General features: G+C 72.6%; 16 protein-coding genes and 1 tRNA gene. 7 read left to right on the top strand and 10 right to left on the bottom strand.

Annotated features, from left to right (window positions below):
- Window positions 1–14 precede the first annotated feature (14 nt).
- Together ACEZDE_RS21645 and ACEZDE_RS21640 are read right to left on the bottom strand one after the other, a co-directional pair.
- Window positions 15–215, bottom strand: a complete 201-nt coding sequence (locus ACEZDE_RS21645) for a hypothetical protein (protein WP_380538297.1) — start codon at window positions 213–215, stop codon at window positions 15–17.
- Window positions 216–534: 319 nt separating this feature from the next.
- On the bottom strand, window positions 535–795 hold the full coding sequence (locus ACEZDE_RS21640) for a hypothetical protein (RefSeq protein ID WP_380538295.1): 261 nt from the start codon (window positions 793–795) through the stop codon (window positions 535–537).
- A 165-nt stretch (window positions 796–960) separates the two neighbouring features.
- Between ACEZDE_RS21640 and ACEZDE_RS21635 the strand changes: the two genes are divergently transcribed.
- Entirely contained in the window at window positions 961–1,719 is a 759-nt protein-coding gene (locus tag ACEZDE_RS21635) for a GntR family transcriptional regulator (protein ID WP_380538293.1), read from the top strand.
- A gap of 59 nt (window positions 1,720–1,778) precedes the next feature.
- On the opposite strand, the gene ACEZDE_RS21630 is transcribed toward ACEZDE_RS21635, so the two are convergent.
- The 3 genes from ACEZDE_RS21630 to ACEZDE_RS21620 form a co-directional block, all read right to left on the bottom strand.
- A tRNA-His gene (locus tag ACEZDE_RS21630) sits at window positions 1,779–1,854 on the bottom strand.
- Between the two features lie 143 nt (window positions 1,855–1,997).
- Window positions 1,998–2,600 (bottom strand): oligoribonuclease, encoded by a 603-nt coding sequence (gene orn / locus ACEZDE_RS21625; RefSeq protein ID WP_380538291.1) that lies wholly within the window; start codon window positions 2,598–2,600, stop codon window positions 1,998–2,000.
- Window positions 2,601–2,772: 172 nt separating this feature from the next.
- On the bottom strand, window positions 2,773–4,140 hold the full coding sequence (locus ACEZDE_RS21620) for a helix-turn-helix domain-containing protein (RefSeq protein WP_380538358.1): 1,368 nt from the start codon (window positions 4,138–4,140) through the stop codon (window positions 2,773–2,775).
- A gap of 717 nt (window positions 4,141–4,857) precedes the next feature.
- On the opposite strand from ACEZDE_RS21620, the gene ACEZDE_RS21615 reads away from it, so the two are divergent.
- Entirely contained in the window at window positions 4,858–5,799 is a 942-nt protein-coding gene (locus tag ACEZDE_RS21615) for a GNAT family N-acetyltransferase (protein ID WP_380538289.1), read from the top strand.
- Here ACEZDE_RS21615 and ACEZDE_RS21610 read toward each other — a convergent pair.
- Window positions 5,775–6,674 carry an HAD family hydrolase gene (locus tag ACEZDE_RS21610; RefSeq protein ID WP_380538287.1) on the bottom strand — a complete coding sequence of 300 codons (900 nt, stop codon included), beginning with the start codon at window positions 6,672–6,674 and terminating at the stop codon, window positions 5,775–5,777. The genes ACEZDE_RS21615 and ACEZDE_RS21610 overlap by 25 nt on opposite strands.
- A 556-nt stretch (window positions 6,675–7,230) precedes the next feature.
- Between ACEZDE_RS21610 and ACEZDE_RS21605 the strand changes: the two genes are divergently transcribed.
- Entirely contained in the window at window positions 7,231–7,698 is a 468-nt protein-coding gene (locus ACEZDE_RS21605) for a universal stress protein (RefSeq protein ID WP_380538285.1), read from the top strand.
- A 39-nt stretch (window positions 7,699–7,737) separates the two neighbouring features.
- On the opposite strand, the gene ACEZDE_RS21600 is transcribed toward ACEZDE_RS21605, so the two are convergent.
- The 4 genes from ACEZDE_RS21600 to ACEZDE_RS21585 are packed head-to-tail and all read right to left on the bottom strand — an operon-like array spanning window position 7,738 to window position 13,723.
- Window positions 7,738–8,925, bottom strand: coding sequence for an acyl-CoA dehydrogenase family protein (locus tag ACEZDE_RS21600; protein ID WP_380538283.1), 1,188 nt, complete (start codon window positions 8,923–8,925; stop codon window positions 7,738–7,740).
- 14 nt (window positions 8,926–8,939) lie between these two features.
- A complete protein-coding gene (locus tag ACEZDE_RS21595) occupies window positions 8,940–9,908 on the bottom strand; it encodes a hydroxymethylglutaryl-CoA lyase (RefSeq protein WP_380538281.1) in 969 nt (322 codons plus the stop codon).
- A complete protein-coding gene (locus ACEZDE_RS21590; protein WP_380538279.1) occupies window positions 9,908–12,076 on the bottom strand; it encodes an acetyl/propionyl/methylcrotonyl-CoA carboxylase subunit alpha in 2,169 nt (722 codons plus the stop codon). Before ACEZDE_RS21590 ends, ACEZDE_RS21595 begins: the two co-directional genes overlap by 1 nt.
- Before the next feature lie 15 nt (window positions 12,077–12,091).
- Window positions 12,092–13,723 (bottom strand): carboxyl transferase domain-containing protein, encoded by a 1,632-nt coding sequence (locus ACEZDE_RS21585; RefSeq protein WP_380538278.1) that lies wholly within the window; start codon window positions 13,721–13,723, stop codon window positions 12,092–12,094.
- An 86-nt stretch (window positions 13,724–13,809) separates the two neighbouring features.
- Here ACEZDE_RS21585 and ACEZDE_RS21580 point away from each other — a divergent pair, with 86 nt between their 5' ends.
- From ACEZDE_RS21580 to ACEZDE_RS21565, 4 genes are all read left to right on the top strand, one after another.
- Window positions 13,810–14,418 (top strand): SACE_7040 family transcriptional regulator, encoded by a 609-nt coding sequence (locus ACEZDE_RS21580; protein WP_380538277.1) that lies wholly within the window; start codon window positions 13,810–13,812, stop codon window positions 14,416–14,418.
- A 116-nt stretch (window positions 14,419–14,534) separates the two neighbouring features.
- On the top strand, window positions 14,535–15,044 hold the full coding sequence (locus tag ACEZDE_RS21575) for a PPOX class F420-dependent oxidoreductase (RefSeq protein WP_380538275.1): 510 nt from the start codon (window positions 14,535–14,537) through the stop codon (window positions 15,042–15,044).
- Window positions 15,045–15,132: 88 nt separating this feature from the next.
- Complete coding sequence (locus tag ACEZDE_RS21570; protein WP_380538272.1) at window positions 15,133–19,227, top strand: ABC transporter ATP-binding protein; 4,095 nt, start codon at window positions 15,133–15,135, stop codon at window positions 19,225–19,227.
- A 107-nt stretch (window positions 19,228–19,334) separates the two neighbouring features.
- On the top strand, window positions 19,335–19,880 hold the full coding sequence (locus ACEZDE_RS21565) for a hypothetical protein (RefSeq protein ID WP_380538270.1): 546 nt from the start codon (window positions 19,335–19,337) through the stop codon (window positions 19,878–19,880).
- Window positions 19,881–19,900: the final 20 nt, after the last annotated feature.

Below are 19,900 nucleotides of genomic sequence, written 5' to 3'. Positions count from 1 at the left end.
ATCGGGCGGGTGTCCTATCGCGGGTAGCGGCGCGGGTCGCTGGAGTGCGGGGCGCGCGGCTTCGGATCGAGGTCGCAGGCCTGGCAGCGGACCACGGTGCCGCCGGCCCCGGCGTCGCTGTGGATCTCGGCGACCACCCGGGCATCCGGGGTCCAGGTCTCACAGCGGTGGCAGTAGCCCGCGGCGGTGCCGCTGGGCTCGTCCACGTCGTTCACGGGGACTCCCCGGCTTCCTGGCCTGCTTCCCGGCCCGTTTCCTGGTCATCGCTGTCCAGGTGGCATACGCAGCCGCAGGGGACCGGCATCCAGCCGAGGACCGGATGCCGGTAGCCGGGCGCCCGGCAGGACCGGCAGCCGTCCCGGAAGTCCGGGTCGGTGCGGCCGATCCGGCACTCGGGGGTGAGGTACCCGCGCGGTGGGTCCGGCGACGGATCCGGCGGCGAGTGCTCCGGTCGGGACGCCCTGGGGTCTCTGGGGTCCGGCGGCGCCGGGCACGGTTCGCGCCGTGGTGGCGACTGCTGCTGCGGTGCGGTGGTCATGGAGGGTTCCTCCTGTCACGGAGCTCGACCCACAGGGTCTGCGAGTCGTCCTCGGCGCGGTCGTGCCCGTAGGTGTCCGAGAGCGGAAGCGCGGCGAGGGCGGCCAGAACGGTGAGGCGCGCGGGTTCGGAGAGGTCGGCGGGAATCGCTACGGTGATCCGGGTGACCTCGGGGTCTTCGCTGGTGCGGGGCTCCTGCCCGGTCGCCGCCGAGAGCCGGGCGGCCACATCGATCGCCCGCGCGGTTCGTGAGCCCACTGCTCTCCCCCCTGTACGCACCCGTACGTAGCTGTACGCGCGTGGTCACGTATAGTGTTCCTGATGGATCAGCTTGGACCTAATGGATTAGGTTGTCAACGTCCGGTGAAGTCCACCACTCGCATACGCGCTCCGGCGCAGGTGTGAGCAGCATGGAGAGCCCGCATGCCACGAGAGGCCCCGTATCTCCAGGTAGCCGACGACCTGCGCAGCCGTATCCAAGCCGGCGAGTGGGCCGTCGGGGAGAAACTGCCCGGTCGCAGCGTTCTCGCCGAGGACTACCTGGTCGGCGCCAATGTGATCCAGCGCGCCACCGAGCGCCTCATCATCGAGGGCGTCCTCGAAGGACGTGCCGGATCCGGCACGTTCGTCCGCTCGCCGCGCGACCGGCTGCGCATGGTCCGCTCCAGCCCGCGCGACCGCGTCGACGGCAGCCCGTTCCGCGCCGATATGCGCGAGCAGGGACGCACCGGGACCTGGGAATCCCACAGCGCGGTGCGCTGCCCCGCGCCCAAGCACATCGCGGCCCGCCTCGGCGTCGACGAGGGCGACCTGTGCGTCCGTACCCAGTACGAGTTCTTCGCAGACGGCATGCCGGTTCAACTCTCCGATTCCTGGGAGCCCATGGCCATCACCGACGGCACTCCGGTCCTGCTGCCCGAGTCCGGGCCGCTGGCCGGGCGCGGTGTGGTCGAGCGGATGCGCTCGATCGGGATCGCCGTCGGCTACGCCTTCGAGGTGCCGAGGCCTTCACGCGCCACCCAGGAGCAAGCCAACCTGCTCGGCATCTCCCTCGGGGAACTGCTGACGATCATCGAGCGCACCTACTACGACGCGGACGACCGCCCGGTCGAGACCGCCGACGTGGTCGTCCCCGACCTGCGCTGGGAGATCGCCTACGAGGTGACCGTCGACCGGGAGTGACGCGGCGTCGGAAAAAACTCAAGGCCCTGACCATTTCCCCGGTCAGGGCCTTGAACAGATGGGGTGAGTGACGGGACTTGAACCCGCGACACCCGGGATCACAACCCGGTGCTCTGCCAGCTGAGCTACACCCACCATCTGTCTCGCGCTTGTCGCGCTGACGGAGATAACTCTACAGGATCCGGAAGGGTGCTCTCGACCGACTTACCGGTTCGGATCGAAGCCCCGGGGGAGCGCGTCGGAGCAGGTCAGGCGGGGGGAGTTCGGGGCAGGGGGGTTCAGCCCTGGGGGAGTTGGTGCCGGGCTGCGATCGCCCTGGCGATCTCGGTGTCCGGTCCCGGCTGGGCGACGAACACCGCCTCCCGGTAGAACCTCAACTCCGCGATGCTCTCCCGGATGTCCGCGAGGGCGCGGTGGTTGCCCACCTTCTTGGGGCTGTTGTAGTAGGCGCGGGGGTACCAGCGGCGGGCCAGCTCCTTGATCGAGGAGACGTCCACGATCCGGTAGTGCAGGTGGGTCTCCAGGGCCGGCATGTCCCGGGCCAGGAAGCCCCGGTCGGTGCCGACCGAGTTGCCGCAGAGCGGCGCCTTGCCCGCTTCCGGTACGTGCTCGCGGATGTAGGCCAGCACCCGGGCCTCGGCCTCGGCCAGGGTGACGCCCTGGTCCAGTTCCTCCAGCAGCCCCGAGGAGGTGTGCATGGCCCGGACCACGTCCGGCATCCCGGCGACCGCCTCGGCCGGGGGCCGGACGACGATGTCGACGCCGTCGCCCAGGATGTTCAGCTCGGAGTCGGTGACCAGGGCCGCGACCTCGACCAACGCGTCCGTCTCCAGGCTGAGCCCTGTCATCTCGCAGTCGATCCAGACCATGCGATCGTTCACGTGCTTCACCGTCCCTGTGGAAGTGCGCGGCAGGGGACCGGGCGGTCCCGCAGGGTCGATCATCTGTCGGATCGCCTGCAAAGCAAACCCGGCACGACCCGGCGGTGCGCCGCGGCTTCGCTCGAACCCCCGCCGCCGCTTCGCTCCGACCCCCGCCGCCGCGCCCCGTCGGCTACTCGCTGACGCGGCGCTGGACGGCCGCCCAGGCTGCGTCGGGGTGTCCGCGCGCGGGCAGGCCGACCCGGGGCTCGACCGGGCCCTCGCGCCTGCCGCGGGCGCCGCCGTCGGTACGGCTGTCCTCGGCGGCCGAGTGGTCGGCCGGGTCCGGACGGCCGCCCTGCCGGGCCCGGTCCTGCGGTCGCGGGAGCCGCTCGCCCCTGCCGTCGGACGGGCCCGGCTGGACCGGGACCGTCCCGGTCGGCAGCCCGGCGGCGAGCAGCCCGTGGCCGTCGTCGGCCGCGCCGCCGCCCTGGCTCGGCACCATGGGCCCGGTGCCGGTGGTCCCGGTGCCCGTGGCCCCGGCCCCGGGCGTCCCGCGGCCAGGAGCGCCGTCGGCGCCTGCGGCCTGCGGCCTGCGGGAGCGGAAGGTGGTCCGGTAGACCGCCGGAGACACCCCCAACTGCCGTCGGAAATGGCCGCGCAGGGCCACCGGGGAGCGGAAGCCGCAGCGCCGGGCGACCTCGTCCACCGAGGCCTCGGTGGTCTCCAGCAGCCGCTGCGCCTGCAGCACCCGCTGCGAGATCAGCCACTGCAGCGGCGCGCTACCGGTGAGCGAGCGGAACCTGCGGTCGAAGGTGCGCCTGCTCATGTAGGCGCGGGCGGCCAGCGCCTCCACGTCGAACTGCTTGGAGAGGTTGTCCAGGGCCCAGGTCACGACCTCGGCGAGCGGGTCGTTGCCGATCTCCTCCGGTAAAGACCTGTCGATGTACTGGGCCTGGCCGCCGGTCCTGCGGGCCGGCACGACCAGGCGGCGGGCCAGCGCGGCGGCTGCCTCGGCGCCGTGGTCGGTGCGCACCACGTGCAGGCAGAGGTCGATCCCGGCGGCGGTGCCGGCGCTGGTCAGCACGTCGCCGTCGTCGATGAACAGCTCCCTGGGGTCGACCTGGACCTGCGGGTAGCGCTTGGCGAGGGTCGGCGCGTACATCCAGTGCGTGGTGGCCGGGCGGCCGTCCAGCAGCCCGGCCGCGGCCAGCACGAAGGCCCCGGTGCACAGGCCGATGATCCTGGCCCCCTCGTGGTGGGCCTTGCGCAGGGCGGAGAGCGCCTCCGGTGGCGGGAGTTGGGCGGCCGAGCGCCAGGCCGGGACGACCACGGTGCCGGCGCGGGCCAGCGCCTCCAGGCCGAACGGGGCGGTCATGGTCAGCCCGCCGGTGGTGGCCAGCGGTCCCTCCTCGCCCGCGCACACCAGCAGCCGGTAGCGGGGGACACCGGCGTCCTGCCGGTCGACGCCGAAGACGGAGAGCGGGATGGAGCTCTCGAAGATCGGCCCGCCGCTGAACAGCAGCACGGCGACGATCTCGGGGCGGCGCCGTCCCGACAGCTTGCGGGCGGGCGCCGGGAGGGGCGCCTCGGTGGCGGCCGGCCCGCCGGCGGCCCCCGCGTCCTGGCCCGCGTCGCCCGTGCCGGCGGCTGCTGCGGCGTTCCTGCTGACCCTGCTCAAGGCGCTCCGGCCCCCCTCGGTCGTGTGCGCCGCCGACGCGACCGGTGTCCCGGCCGGCTCCGCCCCGTCGACCTCCGGGACTGCCGACCGCACGGTCGTCGCCTGCGGCGTCATGCTGCTGCTTCGGTCCTGCGCTGCACTTCGAGGCCCCCGCTCTCGCCAAGATCGAATCTACTGTGTCCAGGGTTGCTGGTGCGACAAGTTCACCATCCGACGCTATGTCGATAAGGCAATTTGGCGTGAAGCATTCGATCACCGAGAGTGGCATCCGTCGGGCCGTCGGGGAAGGGGGCGTGTCCGGCACTGGCCAGTTGTCGCACGGTCGCCGGTTCGGTCGGGGAGAGTCCGCTGCTCAGCGCCCGGCGCTGGGCTGCGGTTATGGCCAAACAACGGAGGTCGTCGCGAAGTTGACCGAAAAGCAGCTATGGGGAGCACAGGAGGGTGCAAGGAGGCACGAGGGGCGCGCATGGGGCGCATGAACAGGCACGGTTCCGGGGAAGCCAGGGGCGCGGGGGACGCAAATGCTGTGCCGGGTAGCCGAAAATCTACGAACCACCGTCAGTTGTCGGCCGTCGGGGCCCGGGTAGGGTCGTCCGGGTGGACCGATCGAGTGGCCTCGAACTGGCCAATGACAACGCGGCGAGGCACTGGCTGGCGATGGCCGGCATCCAGGGCTGGGAGACCCGGACCGGGCCCGGCTACACGGCGGTGCGCTGTGAGGGGGATCCGGGCGACAGCCACCGGGTCGTGCTCACCCGGCGGCCGGCCGACCCGGTCGCGCTGAGCCGGGAGTTGCTCACGCTGTTCCGGGACTGGGAGACCGGCAGTCTCTGTCTGGAGGACCCCTACGCCGCGCTCGACCTCTCCGGGCACGGCTGCGAGCGGGCCCTGCCGATGGCGGTGATGGTCAGACCGCCCGGTCCGGTCCCGGAGCGGGGGCCCGGCACGGGTGTCGTCAGGGCAGCGGGGGAGCGGGGCGGCCCGGCTTCCGGTGCGGCGGTTCGCGCGGGCGGGCCGGGCGGCACGGCGGTTGAGGCGGTTGAGGCGGTTGAGGCAGCCAAGACGGCGGCCGGATCGTCTGCAGCGTTCGAGGCGGCGGCTGAGGCGGCGGTCGGACCGGTGGTCGAGGTGTTCCAGGCGCGCACCGAGGAGGATCTCGCCGCGGCGGAACGGGTGGTGGTCGAGGGCTTCCCGATGCCCGCGCGGATGCCGCTGCGCCGGGGACGGATGTTCCCCGCGTCGCTCGACGCGCTGGAAGGACGCCGCCTCTGGCTGGCACGGCGCGGCGGCGAACCGGCCGGGGGCTGTGTCTCCTGGGACGACGGCGCCGCCGTCGGGATCTACTGGGTCGCGGTGCTGGAGCGGCACCGCTCGTACGGGGTGGCCCGAGCGGTGCTGACAGAGGCGCTCAGGGCCCACCCGGACCGGGCGGCCACGTTGACCGCGACCCTGCTCGGCGAACCCCTCTACCGCAGGCTGGGCTTCGTCGAGCAGGGAGTCACCACCTGGTGGCGCTATCCGGGCACGGTAGTGCGCTGAACCCCGCCGTGGCGGCACGGGTGGCCCGGCCGGTCACGCGCCGCGGCGACGGGGACGGCGACGGGCGCGGGGACAGTCACGGCGACGGGCGCGGCGGCGACGGCGGCGGGGGAGAGCACGCGGGCGAAGGCGGGGACGGGTGTCGCGGGCGCCGTCGCCTCCGTCGCCGTCGTGGGCGGTGACGCGGATGCAGATGCGACTGGTGACGCAGTTGGTGACGCGAGGACGCGGCTGACCGCCTCGGGGAGGCCGGCGGCGGTCAGCGTCGGGTGGTAGCCGGTCTCCGGCCAGGCGCGGCCGTGCGCCAGCCAGACGCTGCGGATGCCCGCCACCGCGGCCCCGGCGATGTCAGCGGGTGCGTGGTCGCCGACCATCCACGCCTCGGCGGTCCAGTCGATCCCGGGGTCGATCCCGCAGCGGCCCGCGGCCAGGGTGAAGATCCGCGGGTCCGGCTTGGCGCAGTCCACCTCCTCGGAGATGATCCAGCCGTCCACCAGCTCGGCCAGGCCGGTCCGTTCGATCTTGGCCCGCTGCTGGTCGGTGGCGCCGTTGGAGACGATGCCGAGGGTCCAGCCGGCCGCGCGGGCCTCCCGCAGGGCGTCGAGGTGGGCGGTGGGGCAGCGGATCAGGGCGGTGACGGTGTCCCGGTAGTCCGCCAGCAGCGGTTCCAGCCGCTGGGAGAGCCCGTACCGGTCCGCCGCCGCCCGCAGCAGGACCCGGCGGTCCAGGTAGCCGCCGCAGTCCAGCGTCATGAACCAGCCGAGATCGCCGGGGGGCAGGGAACGGTCGGCCAGGAACCGCTCGGCCCAGCTCTGGAAGGCCTCGTTCCGATTGACCAGGGTGTTGTCGAGGTCGAAGAGCAGTAAGGGCGACATGAGGGGCATCGTGGCATTTCTCTGGCATATGCACGAGGCATATCACCTGCTCTGACCGAAAATCGGTTGCGCAATCGCCGAGTCGGTGCAGTGGGTACCGTTGCACATGCGCGCCGCCTCAGGCATGCTCCATGCACGCCCGGAGCACTGCGCGTCTGCGCGGGAGCGCTTCGGCGGCGCGGGCGCTCCGGCGTGCGCGCCCGCCGTTAGCGGTAACTGCCATGATCTCAGCGCTCCGTGTATGGGCTGGAACTGATTGTCGCCGTACCCTGAAGGGAAGAGGTCAGACCCGTCACCACGTGGCCCACCTCGCTCGTCGCCCCAGGTCGTGACAGATGATCCCGTCCCCGTATCCCACCTCGCCGAAACGACCATAGCCATGGCTGGTTATGAGCCCACCGAGCCCAGTGAGGGCAACCCGGCAGCCCGCCCCACCGAGCAGCCGGCACCGCAGCCACGGCTGCCCAGACCCAAGGCGAAGCCGATAAAGGCACGCTCGCCCAAACCCCGTGCCCCCCAGCCCCGGCCCGAGTCCCCGACGGGATCCCCATCCTCCATGCCAAGTTTCGAGTTGCAGTCGCAGTCCGTCCGCCCCTGTGACCCTGCCTTCCTCCATGGTGTCGTCGTCGGCTTCGACGGTTCGGTGTCCAGTGAGCGCGCCCTCGCGTACGCCGTCGGCATGGCCCGCCGCTCGCGGGTCGGCCTGGTGATCGTGCATGTGGCCAACCGCCTTCCGGCGACGGTCTGGGCCGGCTGCGAGCCCCCGGTCTTCGTGGACGTGCCGGACCACCGCACCGAGGTGCTGGGTCTGGAACTGGCCTGCTCCGACTTCCTCGGGGACGTGCCCTGGGTGCTGGTGGAACGCGGTGGCGACATCTGCCACGAACTGGAGGAGGTCGCCAGGGAGTACGCGGCCGACGCCATCGTGGTCGGCGGCACCCACGGCTTCCTGGGCCGCCTCTTCGGCTCGGTGGCCGGCCGGCTGGCCCGCAGGGCCAACCGACCGGTGGTGGTGATTCCCTAGCGGAGATCCCCTGGCGGAGATCCCCTGGCGGAGCGCGGGTCAGGGACGCGCGTCGCCCATGCCCAGTTCACGGGCGATCAGCATGCGCTGCACCTCGGACGTCCCCTCGCCGATCTCCAGGATCTTGCTGTCGCGCCAGAACCGGGCGACCGGGTACTCGTTCATGAAGCCGTATCCGCCGTGGATCTGGGTCGCCTCACGGGCGTTGTCGACGGCGGCCTCGGAGGAGTAGAGCTTGGCGATCGCGGCCTCCCGCTTGAAGCGCTCGCCGTGCACCAGCAGCGAGGCCGCGTGGTACCAGGCCAGCCGTGAGGTGTGGGCGCGCAGCTCCATGTCGGCGATCTTGAACTGGATGGACTGGTTCGATCCGATGGGCCTGCCGAAAGCGTGCCGCTGCGCGGCGTAGCTCAGTGACTCGTCGACACACCCCTGGGCCAGGCCGGTGGCCAGGGCGGCGATCGCGATACGGCCTTCGTCGAGGATCCGGAGGAACTGGGCGTACCCGCGGCCTGCCTCACCGAGGAGGTTGGCGGCCGGGACGCGGCAGTCGGCGAAGGAGAGCTCTCGGGTGTCCGAGGCGTTCCAACCGACTTTGGAGTACTTCTTCGACGCCGTGAACCCGGGTGTTCCGGTCGGCACGATGATGGTGGAGATTTCCCGTCGTGGCGAGCCCTGTTCGTCCAGTTCGCTCGAAAGAGTGAGTGCGGCCACGGTGACCAGGCCGGTGATCTCGGTGCCGGCGTTGGTGATGAAGCACTTCGAGCCGTTGATGACCCACTCGTCGGTGTCCGCGTCGTAGCGGGCGGTGGTCCGGGTCGCCCCGGCGTCCGAGCCGCCCTCCGGCTCGGTCAGGCCGAAGGCGCCCAGCATCTCGCCCGAGCACAGCCGGGGCAGCCAGGTGCGCTTCTGCTCCTCGGTGCCGTAGCGGTGGATCGGCATCGCGCCGAGCGAGACTGCGGCCTCCAGGGTGATCGCGACCGAGGAGTCGACCCGGGCGATCTCCTCCAGCACCAGGCCCAGCGCCAGGTAGTCGCCGCCCATGCCGCCGTACTCCTCGGGGAAGGGCAGGCCGAACAGGCCCATCCGCCCCATCTCGCGGACGATCTCGTAGGGGAACTCCTCGTGCTCGTAGAACTCGCCGATCTTGGGCGCGATCACGTCACGGGCGAACTCGGCGACGGTGCGCCGCAGTTCCTCGTGCTCCGGGGCGAGGCGGTGGTCGAGCATGGTGGGACTCTCCTTCAACCGGTGAGGGCGCGGACGGCACGGGACGGGCTGGGGCGGCCCAGGTGTGCGGCCACCCAGGTGCTGGTGGCGGCGAGGGCGCCGAGGTCGACGCCGGTCTCGATGCCGAGGCCGTGCAGCATCCAGACCAGGTCCTCGGTGGCGAGGTTGCCGGTGGCGCTCTTCGCGTACGGGCAGCCGCCGAGGCCGCCGGCCGAGGCGTCGACGGTGCTGACACCGCGCTGCAGCGCGGCCAGGGTGTTGGCCAGGGCCTGGCCGTAGGTGTCGTGGAAGTGCACGGCGAGGCGCTCGGGTCCGACGCCCGTGTCGGCGAACTCGTCCAGCAGGGCCGCGACCTGGCCCGGGGTGCCGGTGCCGATGGTGTCGCCGAGGCTCAGTTCGGCGCAGCCAAGCTCCAGCAGTCTGCGGCCCACTTCGACCACCCGGGTGGCTGGGACCGGCCCCTCCCAGGGGTCGCCGAAGCACATCGAGAGGTAGCCGCGGACCGGCACTCCCGCCTCGACCGCCCGGCGCACCACCGGTGCGAACATCTGCAGCGACTGCTCCACCCCCCGGTTGAGGTTCCGCTGGGCGAAGCTCTCGGTGGCGCTGGCGAAGACCGCGATGTCGGCGGCGCCGAGCGCGAGCGCCCGGTCGAGCCCGCGCTCATTGGGCACCAGCACCGGCAGCCGCAGTCCGGCGTACTCCTGACGCAGCCCGCTGACCAGGGGGAACAGCTGCTCGGCGTCGGCGAGTTGGGGCACCCACTCGGGCCGGACGAAGCTTGCCGCCTCGACCGTCCGCAGGCCTGCTCCGGCCAGCCGGGCGATGAACTCGGCCTTGACCGCGGGGGAGAGGGTGACGTCCTCGTTCTGCAGCCCGTCCCGGGGGCCGACCTCGTGGATCCGGACGGCGGCGGGCAGGCCGCCGAGCGGGACCCGGTCCGGCAGGCCCAGCTCGGTCACCGTCGGTTCGTGACCGGTCATCAGGAAGCCTCCTCGGTCGGATTGCCCGGCTCGGCCGGGGTCGTCTGCTCGGCCGGGGCGTCCGGCTCGGCCGGGGTGATCACGGCGAGCAGTTCGTCCATGGCGACCGTGCCGCCCGCGGTCACCCGGAGCTGCTCCACGGTGCCGTCGTAGGGCGCGGTGATGACGTGCTCCATCTTCATCGCCTCCAGGATCAGCAGCGGCTGGCCCTTGCTCACCGGGTCGCCGACGGCGGCCTTGACCACGGTCACCGTGCCGGGCATCGGCGCGTTCAGCGCGGCCGCCCCGCCGCCCGCGCCGCCGAGGGCGAGCTCGTCCAGCGGGTCGTACGGATGGACGGCCCAGCTGTCGCCGTCCAGGGCGAGCCAGTGGACGGCCTTGTCCGTGGCATGGGTGAAGCTGTGGGTGACCCCGTCGAGGGTGAGCCGGAGCTGTTCGCCGTCGAGCACCGAGCGGGCCTCGAACACCGCCCCCGTGCCGATCCTGACCTGGTGGCGGCCAGCCCCGCCGGGGTGGTCGGCGGGGTCGAGCACGGTTCCGGACGAGACCGGGCGGACCGCGACCGTGGTCGGCTCGCCGCCGGGGACCCGCAGGCGGTGCCGGGTCCAGGCGGGCTCTCCGCCCGGCCGCCAGCCTGAGGGGAGGGTGAACGGGTCGGTCCAGCCGTCGGCGCGGGCCGCCGGAGTGAGCGCGGTCTGCCGGGCGAGGGCGGCGGCGACCAGTGCCAGCGCGGTGAGTGACTCGATCGGGTGATCGATCGCCGAACCGGCCCGATGGTCTGCGGCGACCGCTACCGTCAGTTCCGGGTGCCGCTCGACCAGGCCGGTGTCGAGCCGACCCGCGATCACATCAGGGTGCGAGAGCAGCCGGCGAAGGTAGCCGGCGTTGGTGGTGACCCCGACGATCCGGGTCTCGGCGAGGGCGGCGCGCAGCCTTCGCAGAGCCGTGGCGCGGTCGGGACCGTGAGCGATGATTTTCGACAGCATGGGGTCGTAGCTGCTGCTGACGACGACGCCGGGGGCGAGGCCGGAGTCGACCCGGACGCCTTCGCCCTCGGGCTCGCGCAGCAGCAGTACCCGGCCGCCGGTGGGCAGAAATCCCCGGGCCGGGTCCTCGGCGCAGATCCGGGCCTCCACCGCGTGGCCCCGGAATTCGACGGAGTCCTGACCGAAGGACAGTGCCTCGCCCGCCGCCACGCGGAGCTGCTGCTCGACCAGGTCGAGCCGGGCTCCGCCGGCGGTGACGGCGAGTTCGGTGACCGGGTGCTCCACCTGGAGCCTGGTGTTCATCTCCATGAAGAAGTACGAGGAGGGATAGCTGCTGGGAACGATGAATTCGACCGTCCCCGCGCCCGCGTAGTCGCAGGCCCTGGCCGCGCGTACGGCGGCCTCGCCCATGGCGGCGCGGATGTCGGGGGTGAGCAGGACGGAGGGGGCCTCTTCGATCAGCTTCTGGTGCCGCCGCTGCAGGCTGCACTCACGCTCGCCGAGGTGGACGGCGTTGCCGTGGGTGTCGGCCAGCAGTTGGATCTCGATATGGCGCGGGCGGTCGACCCAGCGTTCCACCAGCAGGGTCTCGTCGCCGAAGGAGGCCCGAGCCTCGCGGCGCGCGGCGGCGATCTCCTCGGGCAGCGCCGCCGCGTCCCGGACCAGGCGCATGCCCTTGCCACCGCCGCCGGCGGAGGGCTTGAGCAGCACGGGCAGCCCGATCGCCCGTGCCGCGTCCAGCAGTTCCGCGTCGTCGAGGGCGTCGCCCTCGCTGCCGGGTACCACCGGGACCCCGGCGGCCTGGACCGCCGCCTTGGCGTGGATCTTGTCGCCCATCAGTGAGATGGAGGAGGGGGAGGGACCGATGAAGACCAGCCCGGCGTCGGCGCAGGCGCGGGCGAAGCCGGCGTTCTCGGCCAGGAAGCCGTACCCGGGGTGCACCGCCTGGGCGCCGCTGCGCAGCGCGGCGGCGACGATGCGCGCGACGTCGAGGTAGCTCTCGGCGGCGGACGCGCTGTCAGCCGGGCCGAGCAGCACGGCGGTGTCGGCGGCCCGGACGTGCGGGGCGTCGGCGTCGGCGCCGCTGTGCACGGCCACCGAGCGGACGCCGAGCCGTCGCAGGGTACGGATGACGCGGACCGCGATCTCGCCGCGGTTGGCGACCAGCACACTGTCGAACATGGAGGTGACCCTTCGTCACATGCGGAAGATGCCGTAGGGGCGCGGCTCGGGCAGGGGCGCGTTGGCGCAGGCGCTGAGGGCGAGGCCGAGCACGGTACGGGTGTCCAGCGGGTCGATGACACCGTCGTCCCAGAGCCGGGCGGTCGCGTAGTAGGCGTTGCCCTGCCGCTCGTACTGCTCGCGGACCGGGCGGCGGAACTCCTCCTCGGCCTCCACCGGCCAGTCCTCGCCGCGCAGTTCGTACTGGTCCCGGCGGACGGTGGCCAGGACCGAGGCGGCCTGCTCGCCGCCCATCACCGAGATCTTGGCGCCCGGCCACATCCACAGGAAGCGGGGTGAGTAGGCCCGTCCGCACATCGAGTAGTTGCCCGCGCCGTAGGAGCCGCCGATGACGACGGTCAATTTGGGGACCCGGGTGCCGGCCACCGCGGTGACCATCTTGGCGCCGTGTTTGGCGATGCCCCCGGCCTCGTACTGCCGTCCGACCATGAAGCCGGAGATGTTCTGCAGGAAGACCAGCGGGATGCCGCGCTGGTCGCACAGCTCGATGAAGTGCGCGCCCTTGAGTGCGGACTCGGCGAAGAGGATGCCGTTGTTGGCGACGATGCCGACCGGGTGGCCGTGCAGCTGGGCGAAGCCGGTGACCAGGGTCGGCCCGTACTCGGGCTTGAACTCGGCGAAGCGGCTGCCGTCGACCAGCCGGGCGATCACCTCGCGTACGTCGTAGGGGGTGCGCGGGTCCGCCGGGACGGCGCCGTAGAGGGAGGAGGGATCCACCAGTGGGGGCTCGACCGGACGGACCGGCCAGGGCAGGGGCGCGCGCGGGCCGAGACCGGCCACGGCGGTGCGCAGCATCGCCAGCGCGTGCGCGTCGTTCTCGGCGAGCTGGTCGGTAACGCCCGAGGTCCGGGAGTGCAACTCGCCGCCGCCCAGTTCCTCGGCGGTGACCACCTCGCCGGTGGCGGCCTTCACCAGCGGCGGTCCGCCGAGGAAGATCGTCCCCTGGTTGCGGACGATCACGGCCTGGTCGCTCATCGCCGGGACGTACGCCCCGCCCGCGGTGCAGGAGCCGAGGACGGCGGCGAGCTGCGGGATGCCCGCGGCGGAGAGCCGGGCCTGGTTGTAGAAGATCCGGCCGAAGTGGTCCCGGTCCGGGAAGACCTCGTCCTGCATCGGCAGGAAGGCGCCCCCGGAGTCCACCAGGTACAGGCAGGGGAGCCGGTTCTCCTGGGCGACCTCCTGGGCGCGCAGGTGCTTCTTCACCGTCATCGGGTAGTAGGTGCCGCCCTTGACCGTCGCGTCGTTGGCGACCACTACGACCTCGCGGCCGGCCACCCGGCCGACCCCGGTGATCAGTCCGGCGGCCGGGGCGTCGCCGTCGTAGAGGCCGTCGGCGGCCAGCGGGGACAGCTCCAGGAAGGGGGAGCCTGGGTCGAGCAGGGTGTCCACCCGCTCCCGCGGCAGCAGTTTGCCGCGGGCGGTGTGCCGTTCGCGTGCCCGGACGCCGCCGCCCTGGGCCGCGGCGGCGAGCCGGGCGCGCAGCTCGTCGACGAGCGCGCGCTGGGCCGCGTCATTGGCCTGGAAGGCGGTGGAATGCGGATCCACGCCGGTTTCCAGGACGGGTGCTGGTGCGGGTGCGAGCGTCATCCGGCCACGGGCTCCTTTGCAGTTAACAAGCGTTAACTTCGCTGGCCAGGTTAACGGTGGATAACACCGCTGTCTAGGATGACGGGATGCCGACACCGCCGAGCCCGGTCGAGAACCCGCGCCGCCAGCAGATCCGCCGTGAAGCCGCACGCCTGTTCGCCGCGCGCGGCTTCCTCGGCGTGGGCGTGGACGAGATCGGCAAGGCCGTCGGAATATCCGGCCCCGGCCTCTACCGGCACTTCCCCGGCAAGGACGCGATGCTGGCCGACCTGCTGGTCGGCATCAGCGAACGACTCCTGGACGAGGGCAGGCGGCGGGTGGCCGAGGCCGCGGACCCCCGCGCCGCGCTGGACTCCCTGCTCCGCGGCCATATCGACTTCGCCCTCGACGAGAGCGCCCTGATCACCCTGCACGACCGCGAGCTGCTGCACCTCCCGGACGCCGAGCGGCACCAGGTCCGCAGCCTGCAGCGGCAGTACGTCGAACTGTGGGTGGACGTGGCCGGTGACACCTTCCCCGGGCTCGGCGCGAGCGCGCGCGCCTCGGTCCACGCCGTGTTCGGCCTGCTGAACTCCACCCCGCACAGTGCGACCGGCCCGGACGGCGGCGCGGCCGACCGCCCGGCGATGGCCGCCCTGCTGCACCGCCTCGCCCTCGGCGCGCTCGGCGCGGCGGCGCACCGCCCGGAGGCCTAGGACCAAAGTCCGGCGCGGGCGCTGCGCCGGTCCGGTGCGGTCGGGAACAGATCGGGGGAGCCTGGACGCTGAGAGATCCGGACCGTCACACCCGCAGCCGACCGGGAGGCCGAACCATGTCCACCAGCCAGTCCCAGCCCCAAGCCGCAACCCCGGAGCAGGCCGCTACTCAGCAGCAGGCCGCAACCCCGGACCAGGCCGAACGGGAGAAGCCGCTGCGGGAGCTGATCGCGCAGGCGCGCGGCGGCGCGCTGGTGACGCTCAAGCGCGACGGGCGTCCGCAGATCTCCAACGTCAGCCATGCCTACGATCCCGCCACCGGTCTGCTCCGCGTCTCCACCAGCGCGGGCCGGGCCAAGGTCGCCAACCTCCGCCGCGACCCCCGGGCCAGCTACTACGTGACCGACGCGGACCACCGTGCCTACGCCGTCGCTGAAGGCACGGTCGAGTTGACGCCGGTAGCCTCCGACCCCGGCGACGCCACCGTCGACGAACTGGTCGAGGTCTACCGGTCGATCCTGGGGGAGCACCCGGACTGGGACGAGTACCGCGCGGCGATGGTGGCCGACCGCCGCCTGGTCGTCCGGCTGGCCGTGGAACGGGTCTACGGCTCGGGCGGCTGGTGACGGCCGATCCGGCCGGAGGCTCCGGAAGTCCGGAGGCTCCAGAAACTCAGTGGACGACCTACCTACGAGACAGTTAGCATCGCTAAATATGCCCCAGGCTCAAAAGCTTCCCGCAGCAGCAGACGACCCCCACTCCGCCTCCTCCTCCGGCGCCTCACCTGACGGAACGGCCCCCGCCGGCTGGCTCCGCCGGCTCAGCTCCTACTGCTGGCGCTACCGGCGCAACGTCCTGCTGTCCTTCGGCGCCTCGCTGCTGGGCATGGGCGTCAGCACCCTGGTCCCGCTGATCCCGCGGCTGATCATCGACGACGTGATCACCACCCACACCAAGCCGCTCGCCCCCTGGGCGATCGCCCTGGTGCTGGCCGCGGTGGTGGTCTTCCTGCTGACCCTGGTCCGCCGCTACTGGGGCGGCAAGCTGGCCCTGGACGTCCAGCACGACCTGCGCCGGGAGCTGTTCGACTCGCTGTCCCGACTGGACGGCCGGCGCCAGGACACCCTGGACACCGGGCAGGTGGTCGGCCGGGCCACCTCCGACCTGCAGCTGATCCAGGGCCTGCTGTCGATGCTGCCGATGATGACCGGCAACTTCCTGATGTTCTTCCTGTCGATCATCGTGATGCTGTTCCTGTCCCCGCTGCTGACCCTGATCGCCATCGCGATGGCTCCGGCCCTGTGGTGGTTCGCGCAGCTCAGCCGGAAGAAGCTGTTCCCGGCGACCTGGACCGCGCAGCAGGAGGCGGGCGCGGTGGCCGGGGTGGTCGACGGCGCGGTGTCCGGGGTCCGGGTGGTCAAGGGCTTCGGCCAGGAGGAGCAGGAGCTGGGACGGCTGGAGCGGGCCAGCCGCCGCCTCTTCGCGATGCGGCTGCGCAGCATCAAGCTCAGCGCCCGCTACAGCCCGGCGATGCAGGCGATCCCGGCCCTGGGCCAGGTCGCGGTACTGGCCTTCGGCGGCTGGCTCGCGGTGCGCGGCGAGGTCACCCTCGGCACCTTCGTCGCCTTCTCCACCTACGTCGCCCAGATGACCGCCCCGGTGCGGATGCTGACCATGCTGCTGACGATGGGCCAGCAGGCCCGCGCCAGCGTCGAGCGGGTGTTCCAGCTGATCGACCAGCGCCCGGTGGTCACTGAGCAGGACGACGCGATCGAGCTGGACCCGACCGAACTCGACCGGGCCGGGCTTGACCGGACTGCGCTGGACCGGACCGGCTCCGAGCCGCACGGCGCGGTGCCCGCGCTCGCCTTCGACCACGTCGACTTCGGCTACGGCTACGGCGGCACCGCCGAGCCCGTGCTGCGGGACTTCACCCTGGCGCTGGCCCCCGGCGAGACGGTGGCGCTGGTCGGCGCGTCCGGCTCCGGCAAGTCCACGGTCGGGATGCTGGTCCCGCGCTTCTACGACGCCACCGCGGGCAGCGTCCGGGTCCACGGCCACGACGTCCGCGAGCTGACCCTGCGTTCGCTGCGGTCCGCGATCGGGATCGTCCCCGAGGACAGTTTCCTGTTCTCCGAGTCGGTGCACACCAACATCGCCTACGGGCGGCCGGAGGCGAGCCGGGCCGAGGTGGAGCAGGCAGCCCGTGCCGCGCAGGCCGACGGCTTCATCCTGGACCTGCCCGACGGCTACGACACCGTGGTCGGCGAACAGGGTCTGACCCTGTCCGGCGGCCAGCGGCAGCGGGTCGCGCTGGCCCGGGCCATCCTGGTCGACCCGCAGATCCTGCTGCTCGACGACGCCACCTCCGCCGTAGACGCCCAGGTCGAGGCGGAGATCCACGAGGCGCTGCGGACCGTGATGGGCGGTCGCACCACCCTGCTGATCGCGCACCGCCGCTCCACCCTCCAACTCGCGGACCGGATCGCGGTCCTGGACCACGGCCGCCTGGTGGACGTGGGGACGCACGAGGAGCTGGACGCCCGCTGCCCGCTCTACCGGTCGCTGCTGACCGACCCCGACGCGCTGGCCGGGGACGTCCGCACGGCCGATCCGGTGGCCGCGGTGATCGGCGCCGACGCCGACCGCGGCCCGGACCACCGTGCCGACCACGTCAACGGCGCCAACGGCGTCACCAGCGCCACCGGCACCGCCGAGGCCGGTGTCACCCCCGAACTCTGGGACCGCGAGCGGTTCCCCGACCCCGACGCCGACGCGCTGCTGAAGACCGGCGGCAAGCGCGGCGCGGCCTCGATCGGCGCGGTGCCCGGCGGCCACGGCGGCGGGATGCACAGCACCCTCGGCGGCCTGCCGGCCACCCCTGAGCTGCTGGCCCGGGTCGCCGCGCTGCCCCCGGCCGACGGCACCCCCGACATCGACCTGACCGACACCCGCCGCCCCGACCCGCAGTTCAACCTCGGCCGGATGCTGTCCCCGTTCCGCCGTCCGCTGCTGCTGGCGCTGCTGCTGGTCGGCCTCGACGCGCTGGCCTCGCTGGCGCTGCCGATCCTGATCCGGCACGGCATCGACGAGGGCGTCTCCAAGCTGGCCTCCGGCGCGGTCACCGCGGCGGCGCTGGTCGCGCTCGCCGTGGTGCTGCTCGACTGGCTGGTCCAGTCTGCCGAGACCCAGGTCAGCGGGCGCACCGGGGAGCGGGTGCTGTACTCGCTCCGGGTCCGGATCTTCGCCCATCTGCAGCGGCTCGGACTCGACTACTACGAGCGCGAGCTCGGCGGCCGGATCATGACCAGGATGACCACCGACGTCGACGCCCTGTCCAGCTTCCTGCAGACCGGCGTGGTCACCGCCGTGGTCAGCCTGCTGACCTTCTTCGGCATCTTCGTGGTGCTGCTGGTCCTGGACGCGCAGCTGGCGCTGTACGTGTTCGCGGTGCTGCCGGTGCTGGTCGTCGCGACCCTGGTGTTCCGGAAGATCTCCTCCGCCGCCTACAAGCTGGCCCGGGAGAAGGTCAGCACGGTCAACGCGGACCTCCAGGAGAACGTCGCGGGCATGCGCATCGTCCAGGCGTTCCTGCGCGAGGACCGCAACCGGGCCCGGTTCGCCGAGCGCAGCGACGACTACCGCCGCACCCGGATCCGGGCGCAGCTCTACATCGCGGTCTACTTCCCGTTCGTCCAGTTCCTCTCCAGCGTCGCCGCGGCGCTGGTGCTGATCGAGGGCGCGCACCGGGTCGGCGCGGGCACGCTCACCGCCGGTGCACTGGTCGCCTACCTGCTCTACATCGACCTGTTCTTCTCGCCGGTGCAGCAGCTGTCGCAGGTGTTCGACGGCTACCAGCAGGCGGCGGTGGGCCTCGGCCGGATCCGCGAGCTGCTGCGCACCCCGACCACCACCCCGCAGGCGGCGCAGCCGAGGCCGGTCGGCCGACTGCGCGGCGACGTGCACTTCGACGGCGTCCACTTCGCCTACAACGCACCGGGCCAGGTCGAGGACATCGAACCGACCGGCGCCGGAACGGTCGCCGCCAACGGAACGGCCCCCGCCACCGCCGGTCGCGCCGTCCGCAAGCCGGAGGTGATCAACGCCGTCGAGCTGCGCATCCCCGCAGGCCAGACCGTCGCCCTGGTCGGCGAGACCGGGGCCGGGAAGTCCACCCTGGTGAAGCTGCTGGCCCGGTTCTACGACGTGACCGGCGGCGCGGTCCGGGTGGACGGGACGGATCTGCGCGAGCTGGACCTGACCGGCTACCGGCACCGGCTCGGCGTGGTCCCGCAGGAGTCGTACCTCTTCGCCGGGACGGTCCGCGACGCCATCGCCTACGGTCGCCAGGACGCGACCGACGCCGAGGTCGAGGCGGCGGCCCGCGCGGTCGGCGCGCATCAGATGATCGCCGGGCTCAGCGGCGGCTACCTGCACCGGGTCAGCGAGCGCGGGCGCAACCTCTCGGCCGGTCAGCGCCAGCTGATCGCGCTGGCCAGGGCCGAGCTGGTCGACCCGGACATCCTGCTGCTGGACGAGGCCACCGCCGCGCTGGACCTGGCCACCGAGGCGGCGGTCAACCGCGCCGCGGACCGGCTGTCCCGACGCGAGGGCGGCCGGGGTCCGCGCACCACCATCGTGATCGCGCACCGGCTCAGCACGGCGGCCCGCGCCGACCGGGTGATCGTCCTGGACCACGGCAGGGTCGTCGAGGACGGCCCGCACGACGAGCTGCTGGCCCTGGACGGCGCCTACGCCCGGCTCTGGCGGGCCTTCGCCGGGGAGGAGCAGCCGGCCGCCGCGGTGTAGCGGGGGCGGGGTTCGGCCCGGCTTCCACCCTGGGGTCGCGCGGGTTCCACCCGGCTTCCACCCTGGGGTTGAAGGTATTCGCGGAGCCGGAATCCATAGTCGAAGACATGACGCTCACCGACTGGATCATCGACCTCGCCCTCCTCCTCATCGTCTTCCGGCAGCTGCGCGAGGAGCGGCTCACCGCCCGCACGCTGCTGCTGCCGCTGGCCATCGTCGGCTGGGTGGCCCACAGCTACCTGCACGACATCCCGACGGCCGGCAACGACACCGTGCTGGTGGCGGCGTTCGCCGCGGTCGGCGTCGTCTTCGGCGTCCTCGGCGGCCTGCTCACCCGGGTCCGGACGCTCGACGGGCACGTGCACATCAAGGCCACCGCCGGCGCCGCGGCGCTGTGGGTGGTCAGCATGGGCTTCCGGCTGGGCTTCGCCGTCTGGTCCTCGCACGCCTCCGGCGCCGCGCACCTCGGCCGCTTCTCCGCCGCGCACGACATCACCAGCGGCCAGGCCTGGGTGGCCGCGCTGGTGCTGATGGCGCTCGGCGAGGTGGTCGTCCGCCTGGGTACGATCGTCGTCCGGGGCCAGCTCATGCTCGCGCGCGGCAACCGGAACCAGGCGGCCGTCCCGGCGGGCCGCCCCAACACCTACGTGTGAGCGGGGGCGTGCTGGCCCCG

The sequence above is a fragment of the Streptacidiphilus cavernicola genome, assembly GCF_042510955.1.
Classification (GTDB): domain Bacteria; phylum Actinomycetota; class Actinomycetes; order Streptomycetales; family Streptomycetaceae; genus Streptacidiphilus; species Streptacidiphilus cavernicola.
This window is presented reverse-complemented; position numbering and strand designations above follow the sequence as displayed.

Excerpts from the sequence above, each read along its gene's own strand:
- ACEZDE_RS21635 (WP_380538293.1), top strand. The coding sequence starts at position 961 with ATGCCACGAGAGGCCCCGTATCTCCAGGTAGCCGACGACCTGCGCAGC.
- ACEZDE_RS21610 (WP_380538287.1), bottom strand. The coding sequence starts at position 6,674 with ATGTCGCCCTTACTGCTCTTCGACCTCGACAACACCCTGGTCAATCGG.
- ACEZDE_RS21605 (WP_380538285.1), top strand. The coding sequence starts at position 7,231 with ATGCCAAGTTTCGAGTTGCAGTCGCAGTCCGTCCGCCCCTGTGACCCT.
- ACEZDE_RS21600 (WP_380538283.1), bottom strand. The coding sequence starts at position 8,925 with ATGCTCGACCACCGCCTCGCCCCGGAGCACGAGGAACTGCGGCGCACC.
- ACEZDE_RS21595 (WP_380538281.1), bottom strand. The coding sequence starts at position 9,908 with ATGACCGGTCACGAACCGACGGTGACCGAGCTGGGCCTGCCGGACCGG.
- ACEZDE_RS21590 (WP_380538279.1), bottom strand. The coding sequence starts at position 12,076 with ATGTTCGACAGTGTGCTGGTCGCCAACCGCGGCGAGATCGCGGTCCGC.
- ACEZDE_RS21585 (WP_380538278.1), bottom strand. The coding sequence starts at position 13,723 with ATGACGCTCGCACCCGCACCAGCACCCGTCCTGGAAACCGGCGTGGAT.
- ACEZDE_RS21580 (WP_380538277.1), top strand. The coding sequence starts at position 13,810 with ATGCCGACACCGCCGAGCCCGGTCGAGAACCCGCGCCGCCAGCAGATC.
- ACEZDE_RS21575 (WP_380538275.1), top strand. The coding sequence starts at position 14,535 with ATGTCCACCAGCCAGTCCCAGCCCCAAGCCGCAACCCCGGAGCAGGCC.
- ACEZDE_RS21570 (WP_380538272.1), top strand. The coding sequence starts at position 15,133 with ATGCCCCAGGCTCAAAAGCTTCCCGCAGCAGCAGACGACCCCCACTCC.
- ACEZDE_RS21565 (WP_380538270.1), top strand. The coding sequence starts at position 19,335 with ATGACGCTCACCGACTGGATCATCGACCTCGCCCTCCTCCTCATCGTC.